This window comes from Martelella sp. K41-7 (assembly GCF_055808365.1).
Map to the genome: position 1 here is coordinate 1027812 of NZ_CM147867.1, position 26199 is coordinate 1054010.

A 26199-nucleotide genomic window follows, 5' to 3' on the forward strand; every position below is an offset into this window, starting at 1 on the left:
GGCTGGCTGGAGAAACTGATGACGCCATCGTCGGGCTCGGGTGGCCACTGCTGCTCGAACAGAACAGTGATATCAGAAAGGGCTTAAGCCCGCGAATATGGCTCGATGCCATCATCCGAAGCTGCAATGACAGCAAGGCTCCCCAGTAGCCCTCAACCTCGTCTCCAGGGTGAAAGTGCTTCGGCCAGGGATCGCCAGCGTTTATCTGGCAGTCTCCTGCCGACGAAGGCACCTTAAAATTTCTTTGTCAGATAGGTCGAAATCGTGTTCTTCGAAAAGTCGTAGACATCAATGTTCGAGAAATTCTGGGTGTAGGCGTATTCGATGCGGGGGCGAAGCCCCTGATGGAAAAATTCCGCAGCGTAATGCCGAGCGAGGCCTGAATACGCTGATCGGTGCGCTTTTCGCCAGCGAGATAGGTTATGTCCTGATATTCGCGATCATCGACAAAAAATGAGATATCCGAAATCGCACCGAAACTCCATTCCCGAAAATACTGCGTATTCAGAGCAAACCGGACATAGCTGTTGGTGTCATTGGCAGCATCGACATAGCTGACATTTCCGCCAAAACGCACCGAACTTGCCGACGAGATGGAATAGAGATGGCTGAGCCCCAGCACGGTCTCGCTTCCGTCAAGTTCATTGCGGTCGTGGTAGTCGAGTTTGCGCCACAGGCCGCGCAGTGTTGTGACGCCCTTACGGCCCATATTGTGCCGCAGCGAGAAAGCCGGGCCGAGTGACCAGCGATAAGGTTCTTCACCCTTCATCACATATTGGCCGACAAGTCCCCCTGTCACCGTCCAGTCGCCCAAATCCCGGCGATAGTCGACGAAACTGTCAAAGTAGCTGGTGTTGAAAGTGGTGTCGCGATACCAGTTGCCATTGACCCCGCCGCCTGCCGTGATCGATGAGGTCTCATCGAGGTCGAAACGGTAGGATCCGTTCAGCCCATAGCCATAGCCGATACCACTCTTTTTTGGGCCGGCAGTATGGGAATGCCGCCGACATAGACGAGATCGGCGTCGGGCGCTTCGGTGATGTTGGTGCTGGGCGCAATGGAGAGATAGCCACCGAGCGACCAGGGGCGGATTGTGCGGGCCCTGGCGGCGAGGCGTTCATAGGCTGCGCGCTCATCGGCACTGTTCGCACTGCCGGCCAACAGTTCGAAGTGATGCAGTGATGCGTTGCCTTCGCCTTGTTCGTAAAGAACGCTGGCAAGCTCACGCCTGACATTGCGGGCCTCGGGGTTCTGCGACAAGATGGCCCGAAGAGCGCTTGCCGCTTCAGGCAACCGGCCCTGTTGTTCCAGAATGAGGGCCTGCGTGAAGGCGGCCGCCAGCGTTTTTCCCTTTTCGTCGGTGGCGAAGCTTTTCGCCAGTGCCAGCGCATTTTCATACTGGCCGTATTCGACCAGCACGCGCACCGCGTCAAAGCCGGTGACGGTGGACTGCTTTGCCAAGCCCCTTGCGGGGTGCCCATCATACCCAAACCAAGAGTGAGCGCGAGAAGGCAGGCGCGCTGGGCGCGCGCCAGCCCCCGATACAGGCCGCGCGCCGGCTTTCCGGCGCGCGGTTCATGTCTGCGGTTGGCCATCAGCCTCAGTCTGCCCGATTTGCCTGGAACACACCGATGGTCGCCTTGGTCGGGTTGTCGGCACTGTCGAAGGCTGCCACGCTGCCTGCTGTTGAATCTGCTCCGGCGCCATAAAGCGAGCCCTGAACCACGGATCCTTCGCCAGCCGCGTTGCCACCGATCGTCACACTGTTGGCAACATAGGCGGCGCTGTTCTTGTCGAGCGTACCGGCAAAGCCGACATCGTCCATCGCGCCAATTGCGTCATCGCCGTCATAGATAGTCAGGCCACTGAAACCGCCTGAAACCGCGCCGCTCTGGAAGTCGACGGCGATTTCGCTGGAACCGGATACCAGGCCGCCGGCCTCACCATTCTGTGCACTGCCAAAATAGTCGCCCCGGTAGGTGCCGGTACCCTCCTGCGGCAGATCGGAAACGGTGTCTCCGCTGTAAAGGGCGAGGAAGTTGCCATTGCCTTCGTCATTTTCACCGTCCACGGTGATGTAAAGGGCACCTGAAGAGCTGTTGTCGTTGTCGGAACCGAGGAACGCTTCCAGTGTCGCTGTCTGGCCATCAAGAGCGGCTGTGTCGCTGTTCTCGCTGAAGGACAGGCTCTGGCCGGCATAAGGGCCGGATGTGAAGCTGAGGGAGATATTGCCGTTGTCATCTTCGGCAAATTCGCCAGTCGTACCGGCAACCGAGGTGACGGATCCATTCCGTAGCTGAACAGTGGTTCCGCCGACTGTGTAGTTGCCGTCACCACCGCTGGGTTCGCCTCCCTGCGAGCCACCACCAGTGCCCGGGTCCCCCGGAGAGCTGCTGCCGGACGTGCTGCTGCATCCGGCCACCGCGATCATTGCTGTGCCAGCCAGAGCTGCCAGAAGGATCTTGTTCATTACCCCTAACTCCATTGTTTGCTTTCAAGTCGCGCCTCGAATGAGGCGTTGAATTGGAAAGCTAGGGGGCGGGCATCAGGCGCGCCCCCCATATGGGGGTGAAACCGGCAACTTAACGAATCATTATATGTAAAAGACCCTGGATTTCAGTGGTTTCAACTCCCACGCCACAACAAACCGACATTGTCCGGCGTGGGATAGAAAAGCAAAGAAGGCGGCCCGGAAAACCCGATGACCTAACCGTATTCGGCCATGTCGGCGGCGACGGCGGCCTGCATGTCATCGAGAATGTCGGGAAGCGCGCTCAGGACGCGGTTCCAGCGTGGCATCAGTGGGGTGGCGTCGGGCGTCTCGAGGAAGGAATTACCGGCGTCGATGAGGTTTGAGGCAAACAGTTCGACGGCCTGTTCTTCCTTGTGGCGGTCGGTCGAAAGCCCGTTCATGCGCGCATCGTTGTGATAGACTTCAACGAGGTCGAGTGCGGTGCGGAAATAGGCTGCTTTCACCGTTCTGAGCGTCTCATGGGAGAAGGTCACGCCATCGGTTGCGAGCTTGCGGAACACAGCCTTGCAAATATCCGTCGACATCCGCGACAGGCCCTTCTGGGCGTCTTCCGGTGAGAGAGGCTGATGCTTGTGGTCATAGGCATCGGCGATGTCGACCTGACAGATGGCGGTGTTGGAGTAATTGCGCCACAGCTCCGAAAGAACGCCGATTTCCAGGCCCCAGTCCCACGGAATGCGGATATCCGGGAGGATGTGGGTGCGCATGGCGAACTCGCCAGCCAGCGGATAGCGGAACGCCTTCAGATAATCGATATAGGGCTGGTGACCGATGGTCTTTTCAAGACTCAGCAGCAGCGGCGTGACCAGAAGCCTTGTAACACGCCCGTTGAGTGAACCATCGGCAATGCGCGGATAATAGCCCTTGGAAAACACGTAGGGAAAAGCCGGATTGGTGACCGGGTAGACGAGGCGCGCCAGCATTTCGCGCGAATAGGTGACGATGTCACAGTCGTGAAGCGCGACCACCGAGGAATTGCGGGCGCCAAGAACATAACCCATGCAATACCAGACATTGCGGCCCTTGCCGGGCTGCTCCGGAGCCAACGCCGCTTCGCCGAGCCGGTTATGGATGGCCTTCATGCGCGGGCCGTCATTCCAGAGCACGGCATGCTGCTGCGGCAGGCGGCTGAAATATCTCAGCGCGTAGCGATACTGTTCCTCGTCAGCCTGATCGAGGCCGATGATGATGTTCGAGATATAGGGCACTTCCGTCAGGTGATTGACGATATTATCCAGCGCTTCGGCCTCAAGCTCGGAAAACAGCGAGGGCAGGATCAGCGTGATCGGTCGCGTTGCCGAGAAACTGGTAAGCTCGCGTTCGACCCGGTGCAGCGAGCGCTCGCGCATATTGTGAAGCGTCGCAACAACGCCATTTTGATGAAAATCAGCCATTGCTGGCGCTCCTGGTGTTTTTGTTGCGGCAAGGCCCGAAGACGGGCGGCCGAAAGGGGAAGGGCATTCCCTACCAACTATATTATACCAATAATTGCAATATCATGTCATTCCAGCCCGATGGCCCGGCCTTGTCGGAGCGGATGATATGGCCATCGCGTTCCCGCGCCGTTTCTGCCAGCGGAGCATGGGCGGGATTTGCGATGATGAAGCCCTTGTCGGCGGTCTCCAGCATGGCCGCGTCATTGGGCGCATCGCCAAGTGCGATTGTGAAAACGGGTCCGCCCGTCTTGTCGCGATAGGCCGCAGCGACCTTTTTCATGGCATCTGCTTTCGAGGTTTCGGGCATCAGCGTGAAAAAACGTCCACCCTGGACCGCCTGAAAGCCGCCTTTTCGAAGGTGCATGAGGAACGCTTCGCGCTCCTCCTCGCTGCCGGACCAGAGGCCCGGCTCGGAAAACTGCCGCTTTCGGGCAAGCCGGGCGTCCTCAAGACGCATGCCGGTCTTTTCGGCAACCTCTGCGTCGCTCCAGTCGCCAAACCCTTCAAATTTCGCCCTGAGCGATGCCGGCATCGCACCGAGAGCCGTTCGCAGCCGCGTATAGGTCGCGGTTTCGTCGCTAGCCGTGCCGGAAAGCCCGACGATGCCAGCGCCATTTTCCACAATCATCGGATCGTCGATCCCGATCTCGGCGGCGATTGGTCGCATCTCTGCTTCGGTCTTACTGCTCGCCAGAACGATCACGATGCCGCGCTCTTTAAGCGCTTCAAGCGCAGGCCGGGCCGGTTCAAACGAATAGGTCTCGTGATCGAGAAGCGTTCCATCGAGATCGGTGAAAACGATTTTCATGAGCAGGCCTTTCGAACCTTCGTGCTTGAGACCATTAAACGCCGGTCGCCGCAGTTTGTTGCCCGGCGGGCTTGATTTTCAGGTCAGGCCGATTTCGCCAGGAACTGGCGGGCGGCATAGAGCGAAATCGCGGAGGCGTTGGACACGTTGAGCGACTTGATCTGGCCCGGCATGTCGAGACGGGCGAGCGCCGTCACCGTGTCGCGGGTCTTCTGGCGAAGTCCCTTGCCTTCGGCGCCCAGTACAAGAGCAATCTTGGAGCCGGTGAGGGTGTCTTCCATCGCGGACGGGCCTTCGGAATCAAGGCCGATCGAGGTGAAGCCCATGGCGTGCAACTCTTCCAGTGCGTTGGCCAGGTTGGTGATCTGGATATAGGGAATATACTCAAGCGCGCCGGAGGCCGATTTGGCGAGAACGCCTGATTCGGCAGGGCTGTGGCGCATGGTGGTGATGACGGCCCCGGCGGAAAAGGCAACCGCTGAACGCAGGATCGCGCCGACATTGTGGGGATCGGTCACCTGGTCGAGGACCAGAAGAAGCGGACTGTCATTCAGCGCGTCCAGCTTGCGCAGGGGCAGGGCCCGTGTCTTCAGCATCACGCCTTGATGGATGGCGTCTTCGCCGAGGATGTCGTCGATCGCGCGCGGGTGGACGATGTCGACGGCAAGACCTTTCGGCAATTCGAGGCCGTCTGTCAGCCGGGCGAGCGCATTCTGGGACACCTTGAGGGAAATCAGGGTGCGCTCGGGGTTTTCGATTGCCGCGCGGACGGTATGCAGTCCGTATAGCAGCACTTCATCGCCGCTGACGGGTAGGGGCCCGGTCGGTTTTCTGGTGCCGCGTCTTTCGGCTTTTGCCGGTGTCCCTTCGCGCTCGCGTTTGGCGTCTCGGTGGGCACGCCTCAGCTTGGCGTAGTGGGAATCCTTCGGGGAGGCGTTCTGGTCATCTTTTTTGCTCATGCGCCCCTTATAAAGCCGCAGCCGGCATCACGCTAGGCCGTTCAGGCCCAAGAAAGCCGAAAGCTGCGAGCCCGACATGGGGCTGTGATTTTTCTGTCATTTTTTTCTGTCGCGCCGTGTTGACAGAGCGAGGCGAGGCGGTCATATACGCGGCGCAGATCGATATTGCCCGATGCAAACGCGGACGGCAGACGGTCTGAGGCATGACTGCCGTCCAGGCTGGTACTGGAGGAGTGCGTGAGTGGTTAAAACGGACGGACTGTAAATCCGTTGACTTAGTCTACGTTGGTTCGAATCCAACCTCCTCCACCACCGGCGTCTGACATTTGGGCGGGTATAGCTCAATGGTAGAGCAGCAGCCTTCCAAGCTGAATATGCGGGTTCGATTCCCGCTACCCGCTCCAACCTATCAGATTCCAGTTCCATACGTATATTTTTGTGGAGTGCCGGCGAAACGGATTGGGTATGTTTCCTCTTGATGTTGTGCTTCCCACCAAGAAGCGCTTAGGCTGTAATTCGTACAGATATGACTTTATCATGCTGTCGGGGGAGAACATGTGTCGGGGGACGGGGCGGAAACCGCTCTGCGTGGATTGACTTGGAGCCCCCTTTCTCTTGAATAGGCCTAAGTTCAATCTGTTTAGGGGGGCTGCTGACCGATAGGCCTGTGTTGGTAGCGTCCCCTGCGCTTCCGCGCGTATGAGGGATGTCGGTAATTTCGGTTGCAACGGTGTGGGTAAAGAGGGTGAGGTTCTCCGACCGGTGGAAATCATGCAGTCATTGATCGTTACGGGGGGGCTGGCGATCCTGGTGGGAAGTTTTGTCCTAGCCTGGTTTACCGGTGGAAGGCAGCGCTACTTGATGCTGTTTGCGGTCGCGCTGATGGCAACCGATCTCGGCTTCATCATCATGTTTCTCCAGCCTTTTCTGCCGGACGCTTTCGCGCGCATCGCGGGAAATATCGTCTTTGTCGCCGCGCAGGTCTCGTTCGGGGAGGCCCTGCTGCAGAGGCGGGGCAAGACCCTTGGCTGGCCCTTCATTCTCGGTTCTTTTTTCGGGCTTTCGGCGTTCTATGTCGTACTCTATGCGACAACGACGATCGAAATTCGCACGGCCGGCATTAATTTCGGCCTGACCGTGGTCTTCATCGCCACGATCAAAAACATATGGATCCGCAGTGACGACAGCATTCACGACAAGCTGATCTTCTGGACCTTCACAACACTCGGCCTGATGCATAGCATTCGCACTGTCGGCGTGTTTTTCACACAGGATATTGCCAATCCGCAGTCCGCAATATGGGGCTTTTTGCAGCTCTATATCCTGCTTCTGGCAATGGTGCTCACGCTTGAGATACTGGCCGCCCATTTCTTCGAACGGCTTGAGATGCTGAGCACGCTCAGGGATCGGGATCATCTGACCGGGGTCTTGAACCGCGCGGGTTTTGAGCGCGCTGTGAGCGCTGTCTATGCCGGTCGGACGCAGGTGATTGTGAGTCTGCTCCTGATAGACATCGATGAGTTCAAGGCGGTGAATGATGCGCTCGGCCATCCCGCTGGTGATGCGGTACTTCAGCACGTCGGCGCGGTGCTGATTGAGCACTCGCGCGCCGGCGATGTTGTCGGTCGGATCGGCGGCGATGAATTCACCATTCTGGCCGTCGGCCTTGACGCGGAAGGCGCATGGGCGCTCGGGGAGCGTATTCGCAGGCGGCTCGACGAAAAAGTTGTCGCCGTCTATGACCGGAAAATTTCTGCCTGCTGCAGCTTTGGCGTCGCGACCGTCAATATCGAACGTGGCTACGAGACGCTCTATGTTGCAGCCGATGCCGCGCTTTACGAGGCCAAGCGCCTCGGTCGCAACCGCGTGGTCAGCGGTTCGGCTGATGCAGGCTAGGGCGGACGGGCCGGTGAGGGACATGTAGCGTCTTTCCTGTCCGAGCGGCGTTGTTCCGACGTGTGAGGTTGGTGCCGTGGGCTTGCGGCGCGCATTGGGATCTCGCTCAAGATTTTGTCTTGCTTATTGCTTCCGAAAGCCTTAAACGGCGGCACTAAACCGGTTCGCCGGGTCATCCGTGTTACCAAGTTACAGGAAGCATTTTCATGGCAAAGGCAAAGTTTGAGCGGAGCAAACCGCACGTCAACATTGGCACGATCGGTCACGTTGACCACGGCAAGACGACACTGACGGCTGCGATCACGAAGTACTTTGGTGACTTCCGTGCGTATGACCAGATTGACGCAGCGCCGGAAGAAAAGGCCCGTGGCATCACCATCTCGACGGCGCACGTTGAGTATGAAACCGACGCTCGCCACTATGCGCACGTCGACTGCCCCGGCCACGCCGACTACGTCAAGAACATGATCACCGGTGCGGCCCAGATGGACGGCGCAATCCTGGTGTGTTCGGCTGCTGATGGGCCGATGCCGCAGACCCGCGAGCACATTCTGCTTGCCCGTCAGGTTGGCGTTCCGGCAATCGTGGTGTTCCTGAACAAGGTTGACCAGGTCGACGACGAAGAGCTTCTCGAACTCGTCGAAATGGAAGTCCGCGAGCTTCTCGACTCTTACGAGTTCCCGGGCGACGAAATCCCGATCATCAAGGGTTCGGCTCTTGCTGCTATCGATGACAGCAACAAGGAAATCGGCGAAGACGCCATCCGCGCGCTGATGGCCGCTGTTGACGACTACATCCCGACGCCTGAGCGTCCGGTTGATCTGCCGTTCCTGATGCCGATCGAAGACGTTTTCTCGATCTCGGGCCGTGGTACGGTTGTGACCGGTCGTGTTGAGCGTGGCATCGTCAAGGTTGGCGAAGAAGTCGAAATCGTCGGCATCAAGGATACGCAGAAGACGACGGTGACCGGCGTTGAAATGTTCCGCAAGCTGCTCGATCAGGGCCAGGCTGGCGACAACATCGGCGCACTGATCCGCGGTATCCAGCGTGAACAGGTCGAGCGTGGCCAGATTCTCTGCAAGCCCGGTTCGGTCAAGCCGCACACCAAGTTCAAGGCAGAAGCCTACATCCTGACCAAGGATGAGGGTGGCCGTCACACGCCGTTCTTCACGAACTACCGTCCGCAGTTCTACTTCCGCACGACGGACGTGACCGGTGTTGTCACGCTTCCCGAAGGCACGGAAATGGTTATGCCGGGCGACAACGTTACGGTTGACGTCGAGCTGATCGTTCCGATCGCGATGGAAGAAAAGCTGCGCTTCGCGATCCGCGAAGGCGGCCGTACCGTCGGCGCCGGCATCGTGGCCGCTATCGTCGAGTAAGTCTCGAACGTTAGAAAAAATATTTGAAAGCCCCGCCGGAGCGATCCGGCGGGGCTTTTTGTTTGGGTAAGTATCTGGGGCGAAGCCCTAGCAGCAGTTCAAAATCTGCCGGATTCTCTCTGTCAACTGCTGGCACGTTTCATCGAAACCGGCTTCGTCTGTGCGGAAAATGATATCGCTGAAGCGGCGCTGTCCATACCCTTGCGCGATCATCTCTGCGCTGCGAGTGATTTCACCCTTGCTGAGCATTCGGTCCCGCGCCGAAATACTGGCAATGTCGGCGATCAGCCCAATCGTGCGGCATGCTATCCCCATGCGTGCAAATGTCTGCTGGTAGAATATCCAGTTCGTGCATCGCAAGGGGTAGGAAACAATGACTGCTTCATGGGTTTGCAATGCCTGTTCGCTTGCCAGAACGATTCGGCGGCTGGTCTGTAGGATCGAACGGAGCCAATCTCCCGGAACCGAATGATCGTCGCCGTCGATAAAGCCGTATCCCAGGGCGGAGGCTGCGGCCTGTCCCAGGCTGGTTTTGCCCACGCCGATCGGTCCATCGAGCAAAATGACTGACTTTTGCATCGTCTTCCTCTCTTACACGCCTGAAACCAGCATAAGCGCCAGCGGCAGTGTAAAGAACGAAATCACCGTCTGGACCGTCACCACCGCCGAATAAAGCCGTGCATCGCCGCCGAGCTGGCGGGCGAGGATATAGCCGTTCATTGCGGTGGGAACACCCGCGCCGAGCACCATGATGGTCAGCGGCATGCCGGAAATGCCGAACAGGGTTGCGAGCGTATAGATCAGCAGCGGAAACAGGATCAGCTTCAGGCATGACGGCAGCAGCACCATCGGCTTCGGTTTCAGCGCATCGGCGAGAACAAGCCCCGCACCGACAAGGACCAGGCCCATGCCGAGCGCGGCCCGCGCCACCAGGTTCATCGCGTCATAGACCGGCTGGTAGATCGGGATGGCAAGAACATTGAACGCAATGCCGACAAAGGCTGAAATGATCAGAGGGTTGGTGGCGATCTTGCGGGCCATCATCCCGATATTGCGGTTTTCGCCGGAAAACCACACCAGCACCAGAACATTGATGAAATTGAGCGGAATGATGGTCATGGTCATCATCAGAGAAATGACGGCCATGCCCTCCAGCCCTGCCAGCTTGTCGGCAATGGCGAGCGCCACGAACCCGTTCCAGCGCGTCGTCGTCTGGAAGACCGAAGTAAAAGCCGGGGTGCCGAGCCCCATGGCTTTCAGCAAAGGCCACAGCGCGATCGTCAAGCTGGAAATGGCTGCGACGCCGAGAAGCGAAACCCAGGCGATGTCACCGGTGGCGATGCTTGAAAAATCGGCTCTCGCCAACGTCGTGAACAATAGAGCGGGAAACAGCACGTAATAGCCGAGCTGGTTGAGCCCGTTCCAGAAATTCTGATCGAAGATCGGCAGCCGCTTCAGGCCGACACCGAGGGCGACGGTGAGAAAGATCGGCAGGACACTTTCAAAGATGATCAGCATGCTCGTATTCCGTGTTTTCGTTGCCGGCCGGTTAACTTTCCAACGAAAAGTCACTTGCCATGCAGGAAGAATTGCTGTCAGACAAGACAGGAGGAGAGGCGGAAAAGCAATGCAGGACCGGGTTACGCAGCGATTTCAGATCGGGTTGATGGGCGTCGCTCTGGCCGTCCTGCCGGTCGAACTCGTCGTCAGCGGCGCTATCCTGCTCGCTTTTGTGTTTGTCGATTACCTTTTCGACCCGAAGCGCATGTTGCGCGACCCGGCCGCAGAATATGGTCCGGTGAGCAAGCAGTAGGTTCAGCTTCGCGAAAGTGACGAAAGTCTGTCGAGCGCCCCTTGCAGGATGAACGAGGCTGCCGCCGAATCAATCCGCCCGGCGCGTTTTTGCCGTGACACATCCATTTCCAGAAGCGCCCGTTCGGCCGCCACTGTTGAAAGCCGCTCGTCCCAGAAGGTGAAGGAGAGGGCGGTCAGCGTCTCCATGTTGCGTACAAACGCACGGGTTGCCTGTACCCGTGGTCCGGACGAGCCGTCCATATTCACTGGCAGGCCGATCACGAAACCTGCGAGCTTTTCGTTTTCGGCAAAGGCCAGCAGGTTTTCGGCATCCTTCGTGAACTTGACGCGCTTCAAGACCGGGCGCGGGGTCGCAAAGCGGCGCGACAGGTCGGATACGGCAAGGCCGACGGTTTTGGTGCCGAGATCAAGGCCGGCAATGGCCGTGCGCGGCGGCAAGCTTTCGGCCAGTTCCTCGATTGTCAGCACTGTCATTTTTCTTTTCCCATGGTTTTGCCGCTTGCCGATGGAAAATGGCAGGCTTCCGCATTACGTTTCTCTTAAGCGTGCTCAACTACCGCTTTGAAGGGAGAAAAGCAAAATGAAGCTAACCTGGCTTGGACATTCCGCATTCCGGATCGAGATCGCCGGTGCGACGATCCTTATCGATCCCTTCCTTTCCGGAAATCCGTCCTTCGAGGGGCTCGACAAAAAGGCTGTGACGGAAGGTGTCACCCATATTCTTCTGACCCATGGTCATAGCGACCATCTGGGCGATACGGTCCCGATCGCCAGGGAAACAGGTGCAACGGTGCTTGCCAATGCCGATCTCGCCGCATGGCTCGGCTCCAAGGGGGTCGAGAACCTGCAGCCGGGCAATACAGGCGGCACTGTTGATTTCGGCTCTTTCACCGTCACCTTCACCAATGCGCTGCATTCCTCCGCGTTGATCACCGAGGATGGTGTTTCGCATGCGCTCGGCAATCCGAACGGGCTGATGCTGCATATCGATGATGAGCCGACGCTCTACCATATGGGCGACACCGACATTTTTGCCGACATGGCGCTGATCAACGAACTGCATGCCCCGGCCATCGGCCTTGTGCCTGTCGGTGACCGCTTCACCATGGGCGGCGCGGTGGCGGCGCTGGCGTGCCAGCGCTATTTCAATTTCGATACGGTGATCCCGATCCACTACGGCACGTTTCCGATCATAGACCAGACCCCGGAGGCGTTTGTGACCGGTATGGCCAGTGGACCGGGCGAAGTGCTGACGCCGAAACCGGGTGAAACGGTTGAGTTCTGATGAAATGCCCCGTTGCGAAGGGCGGCGACGCCCTTTATAGCGTGGGATGAAATCTTGAAGCTGGAGAGTTTCCATGTCCGTAGACACTGCGACCGTCAAACGCGTAGCCAAGCTGGCCCGCATCGCCGTCGATGACGAGGCGGCAGATCGCATGACCGGCGAACTGAACGCTATACTCGGCTTTGTCGAGATGCTCGGCGAAGTTGATGTGGCCGGTGTCGAGCCCATGACCTCGGTCATGCCGATGGAGATGAAGAAGCGTCATGATAATGTGACCGACGGCGACAAGGCCGACGACATCGTTGCCAATGCACCGGAAACCGAACGGAATTTCTTTCTGGTGCCAAAAGTAGTGGAGTGAGGGATGGTACAGCCTAAGATCGATATTGAGAGCCCCCAGCAGAATGACCTGAAGGCGCTTTTCACTGAACTGAAGACATCGCTGACGCACCTGTCTTCTTCCGATGTGATCGACTACCAGTTGACCGTCGATGTCAGTACGCCGGCTGCAACCAGCTTTGTTGCCCGCGTGGATGGCAAGCCGGTCGCTACCGGTGCGCTTGTGCGCCACCCCAATGGTGTCGCTGAAGCAAAGCGCCTGTTCACCGAGCCGGCCTACCGCAAGCATGGCATTGGCCGTGCTATTTTGCGGCACATCAGCTCGTTGGCAAAGAGCGAGGGTCTTCGCGAACTCTATATCGTGACTGACGCCGATCTGAAGGAATCGATTGCGTTTTGTGAACAAGCTGGCTTTGAACGCACCGACAAATTTCTGAACAATGCACCGACGAAGCAGTCCGTCTTCTTCCGCAAGGCGCTATAACAACACGATAAAGTGAATCAGATGACCGAACTGACCGCCCTGACGATCGCCGAGGCCCGCAACAAGCTTCAGGCGAAGGAGATCACCGCGACCGAACTGACCGTGTCCTATCTGAAGGCGATCGACGACTTTAACGGCACCTTAAATGCCTATGTCGCCGTCACCCATGACAAGGCGATGGCGATGGCGAAGGCTTCGGACCTGAAGCTGTCGCAGGGTTCTGGCGGTGCACTTGAGGGTATTCCGCTTGGCATCAAGGACCTGTTCGGCACCCGCGGTGTCCACACGCAGGCGGCCTCGCATATTCTGGACGGGTTCAAGCCGGAGTATGAATCGACCGTCACCCAGAACCTCTGGGATGACGGTGCGGTCATGCTCGGCAAGCTGAACATGGACGAGTTCGCCATGGGGTCGTCCAACGAGACCTCCTATTACGGTCCGGTGATCAATCCGTGGAAGGCCGAGGGGTCCAATCTCGAGCGGGTTCCAGGCGGCTCTTCCGGCGGTTCAGCGGCGGCCGTTGCCGCGCATCTGTGTGCGGGTGCGACCGCGACCGATACAGGTGGTTCCATCCGCCAGCCGGCGGCGTTTACCGGTACGGTCGGCATCAAGCCAACCTATGGCCGCTGCTCGCGCTGGGGCGTGGTTGCCTTTGCCTCCTCGCTCGATCAGGCCGGTCCGCTTGCACGCGACGTGCGCGATGCGGCGATCCTGCTGAAATCCATGGCCAGTGTCGACGACAAGGATACAACATCGGTTGATCTGCCCGTGCCGGACTACGAAGCCGCCATCGGCCAGTCGGTGAAGGGCATGAAGATCGGCATTCCGAAGGAATACCGCGTCGAAGGCATGCCGGAGGATATCGAAAAGCTCTGGCAGCAGGGCATTGCATGGCTGAAGGATTCGGGCGCCGAAATCGTCGACATTTCGCTGCCGCACACGAAATATGCGCTACCGGCCTACTACATCGTGGCTCCGGCTGAAGCCTCTTCCAACCTTGCCCGCTATGACGGCGTGAAATACGGCTTGCGCGTGCCCGGCAAGGACATTGCCGACATGTATGAAAAGACCCGGGCCGAAGGCTTCGGCCATGAGGTCCAGCGCCGCATCATGATCGGCACCTATGTGCTGTCTGCCGGCTACTACGATGCCTATTATCTGAAGGCCCAGAAGGTGCGCACGCTGATCAAGCGCGACTTCGAAAACGTCTTCGCGCAGGGCATCGACACAATCCTGACGCCTGCAACCCCGTCGGCAGCCTTTGGCATCGCCGATCAGGAACTCGCCAACGACCCGGTGAAGATGTATCTGAATGATATCTTCACGGTGACGGTGAATATGGCGGGCCTTCCGGGTATCTCGGTTCCGGCCGGGCTGGATGCCAACGGTCTGCCGCTTGGCCTGCAACTCATCGGCAAGCCCTTTGACGAGGAAACCTTGTTCCGCACCGCCTCGGTCATAGAGCGGGCGGCTGGCCGTTTCACCCCCGAAAAATGGTGGTGAGCGGGGGCTGGCCGTCTTTCCGGGGAAACCCTCCTGATCAGCGCCGACAATGAAACCATGCAGCGCAGCCCAGTTTCAGGCCTGCGCTGCCAAAATGCCGCGTTCTGGTGCCAATTCCGTCACACTCTCAGCGTTCAAGCGCGCCTTTCAATTGATTTGAAAGGCTGAACGTGAAAACGATTATCGTGACGTGTCTGGTGGCCAGTTTTTTGCTGTCAGGCTGCACTTCCATGATCGCAGCCAACAGTGAAAGCGCTGCGATCGATCATTTTGTCAGTCCGCCCGAGGGAGGGACGGTCGCGGTTTCCGGCCCCGATGACCGCGTGAAACTGTCCTATGCACAGGAGGAGACAGCGAGCCCTGCTTCATCTGCGTTCGACATGATTGTAAAGCTTGGAAATAACAAAGTCGATGTCTACCGCTATCGCGATCCTGACACAGGCCGTAGCGGCTATTTTGACGGCAAGGGATATCGCCTTGGCCAATATTTGCTGCGCAATCCGGTGCCCGACGCGCGGCGCACTTCCGGCTTCGGCACCAGACGCCACCCTGTACTCGGTTATTCACGCATGCATGCCGGTGTCGACTGGGCAGCGCCTATCGGTACGCCGATCTATGCCGCTGCCGATGGTGTGGTGAAATCTGTTGGCAAGCATGGCGGCGACGGAAAGATGACGGTTATCGACCACGGCCACGGCTATGAAAGCGCCTACAGCCACCAGAGCCGGTTTGCCGATGGTATCAAGGCAGGCGTGACAGTTCATCAGGGTGAGGTGATCGGCTATGTCGGCAAGAGTGGCCTCGTGACCGGTCCGCATCTGCACTATGCGATGTCCGTCAATGGCCGAAAGGTCGATCCGATGCAGGTACATTTCATACGCGAAGGGCGGCTTTCTGGCACGGCACTGGCAAAATTCGAAAAGGCGGTCGCGGCGGACGGCGATAAGGCGCACACCGAGGCAGGCGTGTGACGGGCGTCAAACATTGCCGTCTTTTTTGCCAGCCTTTCGTTTCTTGTCATCCGGTCGGAACGTGTAGCCGGTTTCCACGGCGCTAAGGCCGAACTTGTCGCGCAGCGCATCCATTGCGCTCTCCGCCGCCGCGCGGCGGGCCGCCTTTGGGTCGACGAGGTCCGGTGGATCGGCGGTCGCCGGGTCGCAAAGCTCACCGATGCCGATACCGATCAGGCGGAAGCGGGTGCCATCAGCCTCGTTCTTCAGCAGCGACAGCCCGGTGGCGAATATCCGGTCGGCTAGCTGGGTTGGTGCTTCCAGATGGCGGCTGCGGGTGCGGGTTTTGAAATCGGCGGTTTTCAGTTTCAGCGTCACCGTGTACCCGGCATGGCCCGCTGCCTTGGCGCGCCGCGCAGTTTTTTCGCTCAGCCGCCGCAGATGCCTGGCAAGTGTTTCGAAATCGCTGATATCGGTGAAGAAGGTGGTTTCGTTGGAAACGCTTTTGGCCGCGCGCTCGGGCTTTACGCTGCGCGTATCCTCGCCGCGGGCCAGATGGTAGAGCCGCTGGCCGATCGTGCCGTAGCGGCGCAACAGCTCGTTCTTTTCCATCCGCTGAAACTGACCGATGGTCGTCAGCCCGTCGCGCTTCAGGGTTTCGGTAAAGGCCTTGCCGACGCCCCAGATCATGCTTACTGGTTTGTCCGCCAGGAAATCCACGGCCTCCTTTTCACCGATGACGGAGAAGCCGCGCGGCTTCTGGAAGTCCGAGGCAATCTTGGCGAGGAACTTGCAGTAGGAAAGTCCGATGGAGATCGTGATCCCGAGTTCGGCCTCGACACGGGTGGCAAAGCGGGCGAGGGTTTCGGCAGGTGCTGCCTTGTGCAGGCGCTCGGTCCCGGAGAGGTCGAGAAAGGCCTCATCGATCGACAGCGGTTCTATCAGCGGCGTCAGATCGTGCATCATCTGTCTGAGCTGCCGGCCGACGGCCGCGTATTTCTCCATGTTCGGGGGTATGACGATGGCTTCGGGGCAAGCCTCCAGCGCCTTGAACATCGGCATTGCCGATTTCACACCGCGGATGCGGGCGATGTAGCAGGCCGTAGAGACGACGCCGCGTTTGCCTCCGCCGATGATGACCGGCTTGTCGGCGAGCGACGGATCGTCGCGCTTTTCAATCGCCGCATAAAATGCGTCGCAATCGATATGGGCAATGGAGAGCGAAAAAAGCTCGTCATGGCGCAGCAGGCGCGGGCTGCCGCAACGGCTACAGCGTCGTGCACTGCCGTGTGCCGGGGAAATACAGTCGCGGCACAATCCGCTTGCCTGAGAAGTCATCGGGGCCATGGCGATCGGAACAAATGTTGAACACGGCGAAATTAGTGCCGCCGGACAGGCAAGGCAAGCGCAATTTCCCGGTCATCAAGTGTTCTCTGCCACGTGGCGACGGATGATCTCGTCGGCGTGATCCCAGCCGGTTGCGAGGACAGAAGGCGGCGTGGTCTTCGGCGCCAGTGCACGGTAGTCGTCATTGATCAACAGATTGATCGTCAGCGCATCCGGCAGGCATTCGGCCACCGAGCGGCAATTATAGAGCATATCATCGACGAAGATCAGTAGCGGCGGGGCGGTTTTGCAAAGCGCCTGCAGAACCTCGCCCTTCGGCTGTTCCGAGGCGATCAACGGAAAATCGAAGCCGTGACGGACCAGAAGCCGCTGCCGCTTTTCGCGGTGGTGCGGGGGCATGGCCGTCAGCAGCAGCACATCGGCAATATCCGTCAACCCTTCAAGCGTATCGCGGGCCGTATCGAAGGGAGCCTGCCAGTTTTCCTGATTGTCGTAGAATGCGGAAAGCAGTGCGCCGACTTCTGAAACGTCCACACGCCGCCCATCATCAAGCGATATGACATTGCCGTTAAGGCTGAAGGTATCAAGCTTCAGTTCGTGGCCATTGGCTTTCAGAAAAGCCTTGAAGGGTGCGACGAATTGCAGCACCACTTCATCCACGTCGACGACCAGAAGCGGCCGTTCTCCTATTATAAGATCGCGTGTGAAGACCTCGGCTGCCTGCGTCATTGTTCGAAACCATCGCTATAGTCGAGCTTCTGCCAGGCCCGCGATATTGTTTGGGGGGCAATGCCATTGTCGGTGCAGAATGCCATCAATGTCGGTTCATGGCCGGCGATGAAGCCGATCATGGCGCGCTCGAAGCCCGGATCCTCGGTGAGCGCGCGCAAATGGCCGGCCTCAACGCCGGAAAGAGCACAAAATCGGCTCAGCATTTCGGGCTGCTGGGAAAGCCAGACCAGAATGGCGATGGCGAGCTCGTTTTCGGGGGAGTGTTCTCCGGCTCTTTTTGAAAATGTTGCAACAGGATTTCCGTTTCTTAACCAAATCGCCCTAAACTCGGTGGCTGATGCGCTCACAGTGGCACACCGGGGTGATTCTAGCGCCTTGCCGGCGCGTTGCAAGCCGGGGCAAGGGGATAGTGCGAATGGCAAAACAGGTTCTGATTGTTGAAGACAATGATTTGAATATGAAGCTGTTTCGTGATCTCGTTGAGGCGCAGGGTTATGAAGTGGTGGAAAGCCGCACCGGCGTGGATGCGGTGGAGCTTGCCCGCCTTTTCAGGCCCGATCTGATCTTGATGGATATTCAATTGCCCGAAATTTCCGGCCTCGAAATTGCGCATGAACTGAAAGCCGACCGGACGCTTGCGAAAATCCCCGTCGTCGCGGTGACAGCGTTCGCCATGCGCGGGGATGAAGAGCGTATCCGAGAGGCGGGATGCGATGCCTATCTTTCAAAACCGGTTTCGGTCCCGAATTTCATCAAGACCGTGAAGACCTATCTGGGTGATGCCTGAGGGGGCGAATTTGAATACCGCGATGGATGAGAGCATTGTTCTGATCGGAGGCGAGGGCGCTGTTGCGCAGACGCTCTCGGCAATGCTGAGCGGCTGGTCTGTGGGTTTCTTCCAGGCCGATTTTTCCGACAGTCAGACGACGATGGCGGCGGTTGATGCCGCGAGCCTGATTCTTGTTGCGGTGGATGATGATGCCCCGGGGCCTGCGCTTGCCTGCTGTGGCATCCTGAAGGAACGTGATTCGGGTGTGAGCGCGCCGGTGGCGATCGTGACACCGGAGCGGGCGGATGCGACGCTGCGGCTGGCCGCCCTGCGCGCGGGCGCCGATGATGTAATCGGGCTTGAGCACAATCTCAGCACGGCTGCTGCCCGGATTTCAGCGCTTCTGCGTTTTCGCACGCTTCAGGCCGAGGCGGGCGCACTTGCTTTCGGTTGTGCGGCGCCACATGCCGCAGCGGTGCCGGATGAGACGGTGAAGGTTCTCGTCGTTGCCGAGGATGCGGCAATGCGGCAGGACCTGTTGAAGAGCATGCTTTCGCTAACAGCGACCGTGGCGACGGGGAACCTGCCCGAAGCCCTTTATCTTGCCTCCAGTCAGCGGTTTGATCTTGTACTTGTTCATGGGGGCGCTGTCCTTGCCGATGCCCTGCGGATCTGCGGCCAGCTGCGTTGTGTGCCCGGCATGCGCTTTGTTCCGCTGTTTGCGCTGTGCGAGCCGGGTGGCATACCTGATATTTCGGGTGATGCGGCACGCAGCGCCGATGATTGCATGATATGGCCGGGCGAGACGGGAGAACTGGTCCTGAGAGCGCTGCTGCATTTGCGCCGCAAGCGCTACGTCGAGGCGCTGGGAGCCGCGCTTGATGATGATGTGTCAGTGGAACCGGAATCTTCCGACGCTGTGACTGGCCTTCTGGCGCCCGAGCGTTTCGCCTCCACGCTGAACACGCTCAAGCATGAGGCCAGCACCGCCGGAGAACCGCTTTATATGGGTGTTGTCAAAGTGCCAGATGACCCTGGCGGAGATCGTGTCGAAGCCGTCGCCTCATTGATCCGGTATCATCTGAGCGGTCGCGATGCAGCAAGCCTGGTGGAGGAGGGGCTTTTTGCCATTCTTTATCCGGACCGCCACCGCGACGATGCCGAACACGCGATTGCACAACTCCGATTACGGCTTGACGCCAGCCTTGCCGGCCGCACGGCCGACTCCGCCACCGGTACGTTGAGCAACGCAGAACACAGGCCGTCTCCAGTCCGTACCGCCTTGACGGAAGTGAACTGAATTCCCGCAAGGTCTGGGCGCGTTTCGCAGGAAACGCGCTAGAACACAAGTTGGCCCCCGCCGGCGGTTTCTACATGCGCGGAGCCGGTGGAAAACGTAGCTGCCAGGGCCAGTAACGCCCAACTGTTAACCTTAAAATTGACAGAATTCAGGAACAGCCTGAGAAACTGGTTGATTATTATTTCAGTACGTACAAAGTTACTGTAACGGCCTTTTGGCAGTTACCCCATGATGCTCAGGTCCGCCGCATCTCCTGGAATCGTGGGGTCGGTCGGTTGGTCGCTATAGGGATTCCTCGTGCCCGAGCGATCAACCGGCCGGTCTTTATGTTAGCGCTTTCTTTTTTAGTTTATCCGTGCCGCTGGCGCGCTTGCGTGGACGATGCCACAGCGGGCGCCCGTCTATTCCGGGTCCGGCACGAAGCTCATCGAATGTCCGTTCATGCAATACCGCAGACCGGTCGGGGCAGGGCCGTCCGGAAAAACATGGCCCAGATGGCCACCGCAATTGGCGCAGCGGATTTCGGTGCGCTCCATGCCGAGTGTTTCATCGCGCAACTCCGTAACAACACCGGGTGCTACCGGCTCGAAGAAGCTCGGCCAGCCGCAGCCTGCATCAAATTTGGTATCCGAGCGGAACAGGGCAGTTTCGCAGCCGGCACAATAGTAGGTACCTGATTCGAAACTGTTCCAGTGAGGGCCAGTGAACGGCCGCTCAGTGCCATGTTGACGCAATATATGATATTGTTCGGGCGTCAGTTCTTCACGCCATTGTGAATCTGACAGCTGTTTTTTCTGTTTATTGCTCTGGGTCAATGTCGCGCCCCGCTATCTTTTGCCGTTTAATGGGATTGTCCGCAGCCTTAGTTGGGTTGCAGCACGAAGAAAAGCAATGGCCGCTTCACCGGGTGAGGCTAAAGTGACGAATTCTGTGGTGCGTCATCTTGCGCATGCGAAAAACCGCCACTCGCCCTTGAGCCGGTGCTTTTCTTACCGTAACACCTATCTTGTCCGGACTTTTCGTCCGGGCCAGACTGTATATTGCAAGTTTTTGGAGACGCCATGACTGCCAATGAAACGGCTCTTGTACTTTTAGCCTTGTGCTTGCCTTTTCTGGGCGCGGTCCTCTCTCCGATAGTCTACCGGATATTCAAGTCATATGCGCCATGGCTTCTTGCGCTGTTGCCGCTGTTCTCGCTGATCCAGTTTGTTCGTTTGGTCCCGCAGATCGCGGACGGCGCGGCGCTGACCGGTGGTTATGACTGGGTGCCGAGCCTGGGTTTGCGCTTTTCCTTCCTGCTCGACGGTCTATCCCTGACATTCGCGATCCTGATCACCGGCATCGGTACGCTGATCGTGCTTTATTCCGGCGGCTACATGAAGGGGCATCCGCAGCAGGCGCGGTTCCTCTCGTTCATGTTCATGTTCATGGGCGCGATGTTGGGTATTGTGGTTTCCGACGGCCTGCTGATGCTTTTCGTCTTCTGGGAGCTGACCTCGATCACCTCCTTCCTGCTGATCGGCTTTGACAATGAGAAAGCAGCTTCGCGCCGCGCGGCGCTGCAGGCGCTGGTGGTTACCGGCGGCGGCGGTCTCGCGCTTCTGGCTGGCGTACTTTTGATCCAGCACATCACCGGCGCCACTTCGCTGTCTGCGCTGTTCGAGACTGGTAATGTGCTGCGTGACAGCCCGCTTTATCTCGCGGCCTTTATTCTGGTGCTCGGCGGTGCCTTTACAAAATCCGCTCAGTTTCCGTTTCACTTCTGGCTGCCCAATGCCATGGAAGCACCGACGCCGGTTTCGGCCTATCTGCATTCGGCCACGATGGTGAAAGCGGGTGTGTATCTTCTGATGCGGCTGAACCCGGTGATGGGTGATACGGCGGCCTGGTCGACCGTACTGCCGGTCTTCGGCGCTGCGACATTGATCGTCGGTACGCTTCTGGCCATCCGCCAGACCGACCTGAAGCTCATGCTGGCCTACACGACGGTGTCCTCGCTTGGCCTGATGGTGATGATGACGGGCATGGATGTCCCGCATGCTGCAGAGGGTGCGGTGCTCTACCTGATTGCCCACTCGCTGTTCAAGGGCGGGCTTTTCATGGTGGCGGGCCTGGTCGATCATGAAACCGGTACGCGCGATCTGACCAAGCTCGGCGGTCTGGCAAAGGCAATGCCGATCACATTCGCGGCCGGTCTTGCGGGTGCCGTTTCCATGGGCGGGCTTCCGCCTTTTGTTGGTTTTCTCGCCAAGGAAGGGCTGTATGAGGCGCTGATCGCCGGCAGCCTGTTTGCGACGATCTTCCTGGTGATTGCGATTATCGGAAATGCCCTGATGTTTGCCATCGGCTTCGGTGTCGGCCTCAAGCCCTTCATCGGGGCGAAGACCGAAACCCCGAAGCACGCGCATGAAGGACCGGCGCTGATGTGGATCGGACCGGTTGCGCTGGGTTTGACAGCGTTTCTGGCGGCGTTCTTCTCACATTATTTCAACACCCATTTTTCTGGCCCGATGGCGAGTGCGGTTGCCGGCGAAGAGGTCGAAATCCACCTTTCGCTGATTCCGCATATCGGCCTTCCGCTGGGCCTTTCCATGCTCACGGTCGCCATAGCGCTGGTGATTTACTGGAAACTCGATGCAGCGCGTGCGGCGATGGCCGGGCTTTTGTCCCGGCTCGGTCCCGGGCCCGATTCCTGGTTCGACAGTTTCATGCGCGGGATCGTCCGCCTTTCCTTCCGGGTTACTCAGACGGTCCAACCCGGACGGCTTGAATTCTATATCACGGCAACGTTCTGCATTATTGCTGCAGTGCTTCTGGTTTCGCTGGTATCCTTCGGCGAGATGCCCGAATGGCCGGGCCTTCCCGATGACGTTCATATCAGTCATTGGGTCATACTGGGGCTGGCCGTGGTGGGGCTGGTGGCCGTAATCACTGCGCATAACCGCCTGACGGCGATCGTCACTCTTGGCATTCAGGGGTTCTGCGTCGCCGTCCTGTTCCTGCTGCTTGGCGCGCCTGATCTCTCGTTTACGCAGTTCATGGTGGAGACGCTGTCGGTCGTCATTCTCACCCTGGTGATGACGCGGCTCAATCTTGTGCCGTCCGACCACCGCGCGCTTGGCCAGAAGCTGTTTGACGGCTCCATCGCTGCCCTTTGCGGCCTTGGCTTCGCGCTGCTTTTGATGCGCACGATCCAGGTGCCGTTCAATGACGAGCTTACGGTCTTCTTCAATACCTATTCGAGGGTCATCGCCCACGGGCAGAACGTCGTCAATGTCATCATCGTTGATTTCCGCGGAACGGATACGCTGGGCGAGATTGGCGTGGTGATGATCACCGGGCTTGCCATTCTGGCGCTGATCCGCGTGCGCGCCGGCAAGACCAAAACGCAACCTGTCGCAACAGAGGAGCAGGCACGATGAACACGCTGATCTTCCGGACGGCTGCGCCGTTCCTGTCCGCCCTGATGATGCTGTTTTCAATTTTCGTGCTGTTGCGCGGACACAATGCGCCGGGCGGTGGCTTTATCGGCGGACTGATCGCCGCTTCGGCGATTGCGATTTTCGGCATCGCATCAGGTGTCGCGGCTGTCCGCCGCGCAGTATTTTTTCATCCCATGGCGATCGCCGGCGCCGGTCTTCTGCTTTCGGTTCTGTCGGGTTTGATCTCGATTTTCGCACATGTGCCATTCATGACTGCGCACTGGATCTATCCGGTGATCTTCGGTGTCGAGGTTCCGCTCTCCACCGTCACGACCTTCGATATCGGGGTCTATCTCGTTGTATTCGGGTCGATTTCCTCGATCTTTTTGGCCCTTGAAGAAAAGGACCATGTCTGATGGAATTCCTGCTGTCCTGCCTTGTCGGTCTGTTCTTCGCTGCAGCCATCTATCTGATGTTGTCGCGTCATAGTGTGCGGATCATGCTCGGCATCGCCATTCTCGGCAATGCGGTCAATCTCTTGATCTTCACGGCCGGGCGGATCACCGGCTTTGTGCCGCCGATCATTCCCGATGCCATGGAAACACTTCCTTCAGGCACCGCCAATCCGTTGCCGCAGGCGCTGATCCTGACGGCGATCGTAATCTCGTTTTCGTTCTTCGCCTTCCTTCTGGTTTTGACCTATCGCGCGTATCAGGATCTCAATACCGATGATACCGACGATATGCGGGCTGCCGAGCCCAAGGACCAGCCCATGCCGCCGCTCGGCTACTGACAAGGATATAAAAAGACCGTTCCATGGCCGCTTCTGTCCCCCGCCCATAATGTCGATCTGTCTCTTGCGCTGACAATGGAACCGTCAACGCTGACGGACTGGCTCGTCATATTGCCCGTCGCCATCTGCATCACTGTCGGTGCGGTGCTGATGCTCGTTCGCAAACACACGGTCTGGCATCCTGTGATTGCCATTCCTTCACTTGCCGTTCTTGTCGTTGTCGACGCATTGCTGGTCTATGCTGTTGCCAGCAACGGCCCGATCACCATGGTGGCCGGCCGCTGGCTGCCGCCATTCGGCATCGCATTTTCGGCCGATCTGCTTGGTGCGCTGTTCGCTCTTGCTGCCGCGATTGCCGGACTTGCCGGTGCGGTTTTCGCTATCGGCGATATCCGGAAGAGCGAACGGCTTTACGGCTTCTATCCGTTTTTGATGCTTTTGATGGCGGGGGTCTCCGGCGCTTTTCTGACCGGTGATATCTTCAACCTCTATGTCTGGTTCGAGGTTCTGTTGATCTCATCCTTTGGCATGCTTATCCTGGGCTCCACCCACGAGCAGCTTGACGGGGCAATGAAGTATGCGGTGCTGAATTTGATCGGCACGACGCTGTTTCTGATCGCGGTTGCCTACATCTATGCTGTGTTTGGTACGCTCAACATGGCCGATATCGCGCTGCGCGCTCGCGCAGCGCCCGGCCTGCCGACAGCGACGATCGGTGCCTTGTTCGTACTCGCATTCGGCATGAAAGCGGCCGCATTTCCGGTCAATTTCTGGCTTCCGGCGTCCTACCACACCCCCCGTACGGTGGTTTCCGGCCTGTTTGGCGGATTGTTGACCAAGGTTGGCGTCTACGCCCTCCTGCGGGTCATGGTGATGATCCTGCCCGCTGATCTGGCAAATCTCGGCGCTCTCGTCAGTATCAGTGCATTTCTGACCATGGTGCTTGCGGGTCTCGGTGCGATCGCACAGCACGATATCCGCCGCACCGTTGGTTATGTGGTGATTGTGGGCATTGGCAACATCTTTGCCGGTGTTGCCGTAGGCGGCGTGTCCGGTCTTGAGGGAGCGCTGGTCTATGCGCTCCACTCCATGGTGCTGATGACGGCGCTGTATTTCATCGTCGGCCTTGCAGGAAAACTCGCTGGCGGTTTCTCTCTGGTCGAGATCGGCGGCCTTTATCGCAGTAATCCGGCTTTTGCGGGCCTGAGCCTTGCGGCCTTCTTCGCCGCCGCCGGCCTTCCACCGTTTTCCGGCTTCTGGCCGAAGGCGATCCTGGTGCGGGCAACGCTTGATGATGGATCGTGGTGGCTGACCTTTGCCATTCTTTTTGCTGGCTTTTGTACTACGATCGCACTGGGGCGCATTTTTCTTCTCGCCTATTGGCGGCCTGCCACAGAGCCGCCCGCAGCCAGAGTGAAATTGCCGCTGTCGCAGAGCCTGCCGGTGGTAGCGCTGATGGCGCTGGTGGTGGTCTTCGGTGTCTATCCCGAACCGCTCCTGACCATGGCCGGGCGCGCTGTCGCAGGCATTCTCTCGCCTGAGGCCTATTTCATGTCGGTCTTTCCCGGGGGAGATTTCTAGATGAGTATGTTGCTCCTGAACCTTGTCCTGGCGATTGTCTGGGTTGCCGTTACTGGCAGCGCGTCGCTGCACAATCTGGTGTTCGGCCTTGTGATTGGCGCTATCTCGGTGGCGCTTGTCCGCCACCAGATTGGCGGGGCTGGATATTTCACCAAGGCCCGGCGCATCGTCGCGCTGTTGCTGATATTTCTCTATGATCTGATGAAATCAGCCTGGTCGGTTGCCACGTTGGTCTGCTCGCCCCGTATGGAGTTGAAGCCGGGCATCCTTCGCTTTGAACTGTCGCTTGAAAAGGACTACGAGATCGTTCTTCTTGCCAATATGATTACACTGACCCCTGGTACGCTGACTGTCGATGTGTCGGATGACAAGAAGTATCTCTTTATCCATGCCATTGATTGTTCCGATCCCGACAGTATCCGCCGTGATATTGCCAACGGGTTCGAAAAGAAGATCAGGGAGGCCTTCGCCTGATGACACCTGATATGATTGTTGACGTAGCCGCAGACCTCTCGATCGCAATTCTGTCTCTCGCGCTGTTATTGACTGCGTTTCGGGTGATAAAGGGGCCGACGCTGCCGGACCGGGTTCTGGCGCTCGACATGCTTGTCGCTGTTGCGATGGGCTTTATTGTGGTGATCGCCATCCGCACCGGTTTCACGCTTTATATCGACATTGCGATTGCACTTGGGCTTGTGGGCTTTCTGGCGACGGTGGCCTTTGCCCGCTTCATCCGTTCAAGTGGCATGCGCGATGAAACGGAAACCGGATTCGGCGTGAAGCCGCATCCGATGGCCTATGATTCGGGCGCCAGCGGCGAAGATGTGCCGGTGGTTTCCGCGGATCGGGACAAGAAGGAGTGATA

At 58.4% G+C, this 26199-nt stretch carries 29 protein-coding genes and 2 tRNA genes; 18 read left to right on the forward strand and 13 right to left on the reverse strand.

Translation table 11 applies throughout. The annotated features are described in order from the left end of the window. Nucleotides 1-247: 247 nt before the first annotated feature. The 6 genes from AC0L7L_RS04915 to AC0L7L_RS04940 form a co-directional block, all read right to left on the reverse strand. Nucleotides 248-967 carry a surface lipoprotein assembly modifier gene (locus tag AC0L7L_RS04915; RefSeq protein ID WP_473513781.1) on the reverse strand — a complete coding sequence of 240 codons (720 nt, stop codon included), beginning with the start codon at nucleotides 965-967 and terminating at the stop codon, nucleotides 248-250. Continuing rightward, nucleotides 946-1461, reverse strand: a complete 516-nt coding sequence (locus tag AC0L7L_RS04920; protein ID WP_473512417.1) for a tetratricopeptide repeat protein — start codon at nucleotides 1459-1461, stop codon at nucleotides 946-948. The genes AC0L7L_RS04915 and AC0L7L_RS04920 overlap by 22 nt, the downstream gene beginning before the upstream one ends. A gap of 139 nt (nucleotides 1462-1600) precedes the next feature. Beyond that, on the reverse strand, nucleotides 1601-2470 hold the full coding sequence (locus AC0L7L_RS04925; protein WP_473512420.1) for a HupA family protein: 870 nt from the start codon (nucleotides 2468-2470) through the stop codon (nucleotides 1601-1603). Nucleotides 2471-2706: 236 nt separating this feature from the next. Then, complete coding sequence (locus AC0L7L_RS04930; RefSeq protein ID WP_272210597.1) at nucleotides 2707-3927, reverse strand: glycosyltransferase family protein; 1221 nt, start codon at nucleotides 3925-3927, stop codon at nucleotides 2707-2709. An 82-nt stretch (nucleotides 3928-4009) separates the two neighbouring features. After that, complete coding sequence (locus tag AC0L7L_RS04935; RefSeq protein ID WP_473512422.1) at nucleotides 4010-4777, reverse strand: HAD-IIB family hydrolase; 768 nt, start codon at nucleotides 4775-4777, stop codon at nucleotides 4010-4012. Nucleotides 4778-4860: 83 nt separating this feature from the next. Then, on the reverse strand, nucleotides 4861-5736 hold the full coding sequence (locus tag AC0L7L_RS04940) for a TrmH family RNA methyltransferase (protein ID WP_473512424.1): 876 nt from the start codon (nucleotides 5734-5736) through the stop codon (nucleotides 4861-4863). 227 nt (nucleotides 5737-5963) lie between these two features. On the opposite strand from AC0L7L_RS04940, the gene AC0L7L_RS04945 reads away from it, so the two are divergent. The 4 genes from AC0L7L_RS04945 (at nucleotide 5964) to tuf (ending at nucleotide 9014) form a co-directional block, all read left to right on the forward strand. Continuing rightward, nucleotides 5964-6048, forward strand: a tRNA-Tyr gene (locus AC0L7L_RS04945). A gap of 18 nt (nucleotides 6049-6066) precedes the next feature. After that, nucleotides 6067-6140, forward strand: a tRNA-Gly gene (locus tag AC0L7L_RS04950). Between the two features lie 367 nt (nucleotides 6141-6507). Next, complete coding sequence (locus AC0L7L_RS04955; protein WP_473512426.1) at nucleotides 6508-7632, forward strand: GGDEF domain-containing protein; 1125 nt, start codon at nucleotides 6508-6510, stop codon at nucleotides 7630-7632. A gap of 206 nt (nucleotides 7633-7838) precedes the next feature. Then, nucleotides 7839-9014 carry an elongation factor Tu gene (gene tuf / locus AC0L7L_RS04960; RefSeq protein ID WP_272210477.1) on the forward strand — a complete coding sequence of 392 codons (1176 nt, stop codon included), beginning with the start codon at nucleotides 7839-7841 and terminating at the stop codon, nucleotides 9012-9014. A gap of 87 nt (nucleotides 9015-9101) precedes the next feature. On the opposite strand, the gene AC0L7L_RS04965 is transcribed toward tuf, so the two are convergent. Next, nucleotides 9102-9593, reverse strand: a complete 492-nt coding sequence (locus tag AC0L7L_RS04965; protein ID WP_272210603.1) for a nucleoside/nucleotide kinase family protein — start codon at nucleotides 9591-9593, stop codon at nucleotides 9102-9104. A 12-nt stretch (nucleotides 9594-9605) separates the two neighbouring features. Beyond that, a complete protein-coding gene (locus AC0L7L_RS04970) occupies nucleotides 9606-10532 on the reverse strand; it encodes an AEC family transporter (protein ID WP_272210604.1) in 927 nt (308 codons plus the stop codon). Between the two features lie 109 nt (nucleotides 10533-10641). Between AC0L7L_RS04970 and AC0L7L_RS04975 the strand changes: the two genes are divergently transcribed. Further along, entirely contained in the window at nucleotides 10642-10827 is a 186-nt protein-coding gene (locus AC0L7L_RS04975) for a hypothetical protein (RefSeq protein WP_272210605.1), read from the forward strand. A gap of 2 nt (nucleotides 10828-10829) precedes the next feature. Here AC0L7L_RS04975 and ruvX read toward each other — a convergent pair whose 3' ends face one another. Next, nucleotides 10830-11303 carry a Holliday junction resolvase RuvX gene (gene ruvX / locus AC0L7L_RS04980; protein ID WP_272210606.1) on the reverse strand — a complete coding sequence of 158 codons (474 nt, stop codon included), beginning with the start codon at nucleotides 11301-11303 and terminating at the stop codon, nucleotides 10830-10832. Nucleotides 11304-11409: 106 nt separating this feature from the next. Here ruvX and AC0L7L_RS04985 point away from each other — a divergent pair, with 106 nt between their 5' ends. The 5 genes from AC0L7L_RS04985 (at nucleotide 11410) to AC0L7L_RS05005 (ending at nucleotide 15411) form a co-directional block, all read left to right on the forward strand. Then, on the forward strand, nucleotides 11410-12114 hold the full coding sequence (locus AC0L7L_RS04985; protein ID WP_473512431.1) for a metal-dependent hydrolase: 705 nt from the start codon (nucleotides 11410-11412) through the stop codon (nucleotides 12112-12114). A gap of 73 nt (nucleotides 12115-12187) precedes the next feature. Further along, a complete protein-coding gene (gatC, locus tag AC0L7L_RS04990) occupies nucleotides 12188-12475 on the forward strand; it encodes an Asp-tRNA(Asn)/Glu-tRNA(Gln) amidotransferase subunit GatC (protein WP_272210609.1) in 288 nt (95 codons plus the stop codon). Between the two features lie 3 nt (nucleotides 12476-12478). Beyond that, nucleotides 12479-12937: a GNAT family N-acetyltransferase gene (locus AC0L7L_RS04995; protein WP_272210610.1), complete on the forward strand. Its 459-nt coding sequence runs from the start codon at nucleotides 12479-12481 to the stop codon at nucleotides 12935-12937. 21 nt (nucleotides 12938-12958) lie between these two features. Further along, nucleotides 12959-14440 (forward strand): Asp-tRNA(Asn)/Glu-tRNA(Gln) amidotransferase subunit GatA, encoded by a 1482-nt coding sequence (gatA, locus tag AC0L7L_RS05000; RefSeq protein WP_473512434.1) that lies wholly within the window; start codon nucleotides 12959-12961, stop codon nucleotides 14438-14440. Nucleotides 14441-14670: 230 nt separating this feature from the next. Beyond that, on the forward strand, nucleotides 14671-15411 hold the full coding sequence (locus tag AC0L7L_RS05005) for a M23 family metallopeptidase (RefSeq protein WP_272210611.1): 741 nt from the start codon (nucleotides 14671-14673) through the stop codon (nucleotides 15409-15411). Nucleotides 15412-15417: 6 nt separating this feature from the next. Here the strand turns inward: AC0L7L_RS05005 and AC0L7L_RS05010 are convergent, their stop codons facing one another. From AC0L7L_RS05010 to AC0L7L_RS05020, 3 genes are all read right to left on the reverse strand, one after another. Beyond that, a complete protein-coding gene (locus AC0L7L_RS05010) occupies nucleotides 15418-16737 on the reverse strand; it encodes a DNA polymerase IV (protein WP_473512436.1) in 1320 nt (439 codons plus the stop codon). A 75-nt stretch (nucleotides 16738-16812) separates the two neighbouring features. Then, nucleotides 16813-17466, reverse strand: a complete 654-nt coding sequence (locus AC0L7L_RS05015) for a hypothetical protein (protein ID WP_473512438.1) — start codon at nucleotides 17464-17466, stop codon at nucleotides 16813-16815. Further along, nucleotides 17463-17816 (reverse strand): DUF3572 domain-containing protein, encoded by a 354-nt coding sequence (locus tag AC0L7L_RS05020; protein WP_473512440.1) that lies wholly within the window; start codon nucleotides 17814-17816, stop codon nucleotides 17463-17465. The genes AC0L7L_RS05015 and AC0L7L_RS05020 overlap by 4 nt, the downstream gene beginning before the upstream one ends. A 68-nt stretch (nucleotides 17817-17884) precedes the next feature. On the opposite strand from AC0L7L_RS05020, the gene AC0L7L_RS05025 reads away from it, so the two are divergent. Both AC0L7L_RS05025 and AC0L7L_RS05030 read left to right on the forward strand, forming a co-directional pair. After that, complete coding sequence (locus AC0L7L_RS05025) at nucleotides 17885-18256, forward strand: response regulator (RefSeq protein ID WP_272210616.1); 372 nt, start codon at nucleotides 17885-17887, stop codon at nucleotides 18254-18256. Nucleotides 18257-18278: 22 nt separating this feature from the next. Then, nucleotides 18279-19538: a hypothetical protein gene (locus AC0L7L_RS05030; RefSeq protein ID WP_473512442.1), complete on the forward strand. Its 1260-nt coding sequence runs from the start codon at nucleotides 18279-18281 to the stop codon at nucleotides 19536-19538. A 401-nt stretch (nucleotides 19539-19939) separates the two neighbouring features. Here the strand turns inward: AC0L7L_RS05030 and msrB are convergent, their stop codons facing one another. After that, nucleotides 19940-20353: a peptide-methionine (R)-S-oxide reductase MsrB gene (gene msrB, locus AC0L7L_RS05035; RefSeq protein WP_272210618.1), complete on the reverse strand. Its 414-nt coding sequence runs from the start codon at nucleotides 20351-20353 to the stop codon at nucleotides 19940-19942. A gap of 246 nt (nucleotides 20354-20599) precedes the next feature. Here msrB and AC0L7L_RS05040 point away from each other — a divergent pair, with 246 nt between their 5' ends. The 6 genes from AC0L7L_RS05040 to AC0L7L_RS05065 all read left to right on the forward strand — a co-directional run bounded on the left by AC0L7L_RS05040 (nucleotide 20600) and on the right by AC0L7L_RS05065 (nucleotide 26197). Continuing rightward, nucleotides 20600-22960 (forward strand): putative monovalent cation/H+ antiporter subunit A, encoded by a 2361-nt coding sequence (locus tag AC0L7L_RS05040; protein ID WP_272210619.1) that lies wholly within the window; start codon nucleotides 20600-20602, stop codon nucleotides 22958-22960. Then, entirely contained in the window at nucleotides 22957-23376 is a 420-nt protein-coding gene (locus AC0L7L_RS05045; protein ID WP_473512445.1) for a Na(+)/H(+) antiporter subunit B, read from the forward strand. Before AC0L7L_RS05040 ends, AC0L7L_RS05045 begins: the two co-directional genes overlap by 4 nt. Beyond that, nucleotides 23376-23753 carry a Na+/H+ antiporter subunit C gene (locus AC0L7L_RS05050; RefSeq protein WP_272210622.1) on the forward strand — a complete coding sequence of 126 codons (378 nt, stop codon included), beginning with the start codon at nucleotides 23376-23378 and terminating at the stop codon, nucleotides 23751-23753. The genes AC0L7L_RS05045 and AC0L7L_RS05050 overlap by 1 nt, the downstream gene beginning before the upstream one ends. Before the next feature lie 75 nt (nucleotides 23754-23828). Next, nucleotides 23829-25334 carry a Na+/H+ antiporter subunit D gene (locus AC0L7L_RS05055; RefSeq protein ID WP_473512447.1) on the forward strand — a complete coding sequence of 502 codons (1506 nt, stop codon included), beginning with the start codon at nucleotides 23829-23831 and terminating at the stop codon, nucleotides 25332-25334. Then, entirely contained in the window at nucleotides 25335-25808 is a 474-nt protein-coding gene (locus tag AC0L7L_RS05060) for a Na+/H+ antiporter subunit E (RefSeq protein ID WP_272210625.1), read from the forward strand. Beyond that, nucleotides 25808-26197: a cation:proton antiporter gene (locus AC0L7L_RS05065; RefSeq protein WP_272210626.1), complete on the forward strand. Its 390-nt coding sequence runs from the start codon at nucleotides 25808-25810 to the stop codon at nucleotides 26195-26197. The genes AC0L7L_RS05060 and AC0L7L_RS05065 overlap by 1 nt, the downstream gene beginning before the upstream one ends. Nucleotides 26198-26199: the final 2 nt, after the last annotated feature.

Excerpts from the sequence above, each read along its gene's own strand:
- AC0L7L_RS04925 (WP_473512420.1), bottom strand. The coding sequence starts at position 2,470 with ATGAACAAGATCCTTCTGGCAGCTCTGGCTGGCACAGCAATGATCGCG.
- AC0L7L_RS04930 (WP_272210597.1), bottom strand. The coding sequence starts at position 3,927 with ATGGCTGATTTTCATCAAAATGGCGTTGTTGCGACGCTTCACAATATG.
- AC0L7L_RS04935 (WP_473512422.1), bottom strand. The coding sequence starts at position 4,777 with ATGAAAATCGTTTTCACCGATCTCGATGGAACGCTTCTCGATCACGAG.
- AC0L7L_RS04940 (WP_473512424.1), bottom strand. The coding sequence starts at position 5,736 with ATGAGCAAAAAAGATGACCAGAACGCCTCCCCGAAGGATTCCCACTAC.
- AC0L7L_RS04955 (WP_473512426.1), top strand. The coding sequence starts at position 6,508 with ATGCAGTCATTGATCGTTACGGGGGGGCTGGCGATCCTGGTGGGAAGT.
- tuf (WP_272210477.1), top strand. The coding sequence starts at position 7,839 with ATGGCAAAGGCAAAGTTTGAGCGGAGCAAACCGCACGTCAACATTGGC.
- AC0L7L_RS04965 (WP_272210603.1), bottom strand. The coding sequence starts at position 9,593 with ATGCAAAAGTCAGTCATTTTGCTCGATGGACCGATCGGCGTGGGCAAA.
- AC0L7L_RS04970 (WP_272210604.1), bottom strand. The coding sequence starts at position 10,532 with ATGCTGATCATCTTTGAAAGTGTCCTGCCGATCTTTCTCACCGTCGCC.
- AC0L7L_RS04975 (WP_272210605.1), top strand. The coding sequence starts at position 10,642 with ATGCAGGACCGGGTTACGCAGCGATTTCAGATCGGGTTGATGGGCGTC.
- ruvX (WP_272210606.1), bottom strand. The coding sequence starts at position 11,303 with ATGACAGTGCTGACAATCGAGGAACTGGCCGAAAGCTTGCCGCCGCGC.
- AC0L7L_RS04985 (WP_473512431.1), top strand. The coding sequence starts at position 11,410 with ATGAAGCTAACCTGGCTTGGACATTCCGCATTCCGGATCGAGATCGCC.
- gatC (WP_272210609.1), top strand. The coding sequence starts at position 12,188 with ATGTCCGTAGACACTGCGACCGTCAAACGCGTAGCCAAGCTGGCCCGC.
- AC0L7L_RS04995 (WP_272210610.1), top strand. The coding sequence starts at position 12,479 with ATGGTACAGCCTAAGATCGATATTGAGAGCCCCCAGCAGAATGACCTG.
- gatA (WP_473512434.1), top strand. The coding sequence starts at position 12,959 with ATGACCGAACTGACCGCCCTGACGATCGCCGAGGCCCGCAACAAGCTT.
- AC0L7L_RS05005 (WP_272210611.1), top strand. The coding sequence starts at position 14,671 with ATGATCGCAGCCAACAGTGAAAGCGCTGCGATCGATCATTTTGTCAGT.
- AC0L7L_RS05010 (WP_473512436.1), bottom strand. The coding sequence starts at position 16,737 with ATGGCCCCGATGACTTCTCAGGCAAGCGGATTGTGCCGCGACTGTATT.
- AC0L7L_RS05015 (WP_473512438.1), bottom strand. The coding sequence starts at position 17,466 with ATGACGCAGGCAGCCGAGGTCTTCACACGCGATCTTATAATAGGAGAA.
- AC0L7L_RS05025 (WP_272210616.1), top strand. The coding sequence starts at position 17,885 with ATGGCAAAACAGGTTCTGATTGTTGAAGACAATGATTTGAATATGAAG.
- AC0L7L_RS05030 (WP_473512442.1), top strand. The coding sequence starts at position 18,279 with ATGGATGAGAGCATTGTTCTGATCGGAGGCGAGGGCGCTGTTGCGCAG.
- AC0L7L_RS05040 (WP_272210619.1), top strand. The coding sequence starts at position 20,600 with ATGACTGCCAATGAAACGGCTCTTGTACTTTTAGCCTTGTGCTTGCCT.
- AC0L7L_RS05045 (WP_473512445.1), top strand. The coding sequence starts at position 22,957 with ATGAACACGCTGATCTTCCGGACGGCTGCGCCGTTCCTGTCCGCCCTG.
- AC0L7L_RS05050 (WP_272210622.1), top strand. The coding sequence starts at position 23,376 with ATGGAATTCCTGCTGTCCTGCCTTGTCGGTCTGTTCTTCGCTGCAGCC.
- AC0L7L_RS05055 (WP_473512447.1), top strand. The coding sequence starts at position 23,829 with ATGGAACCGTCAACGCTGACGGACTGGCTCGTCATATTGCCCGTCGCC.
- AC0L7L_RS05060 (WP_272210625.1), top strand. The coding sequence starts at position 25,335 with ATGAGTATGTTGCTCCTGAACCTTGTCCTGGCGATTGTCTGGGTTGCC.
- AC0L7L_RS05065 (WP_272210626.1), top strand. The coding sequence starts at position 25,808 with ATGACACCTGATATGATTGTTGACGTAGCCGCAGACCTCTCGATCGCA.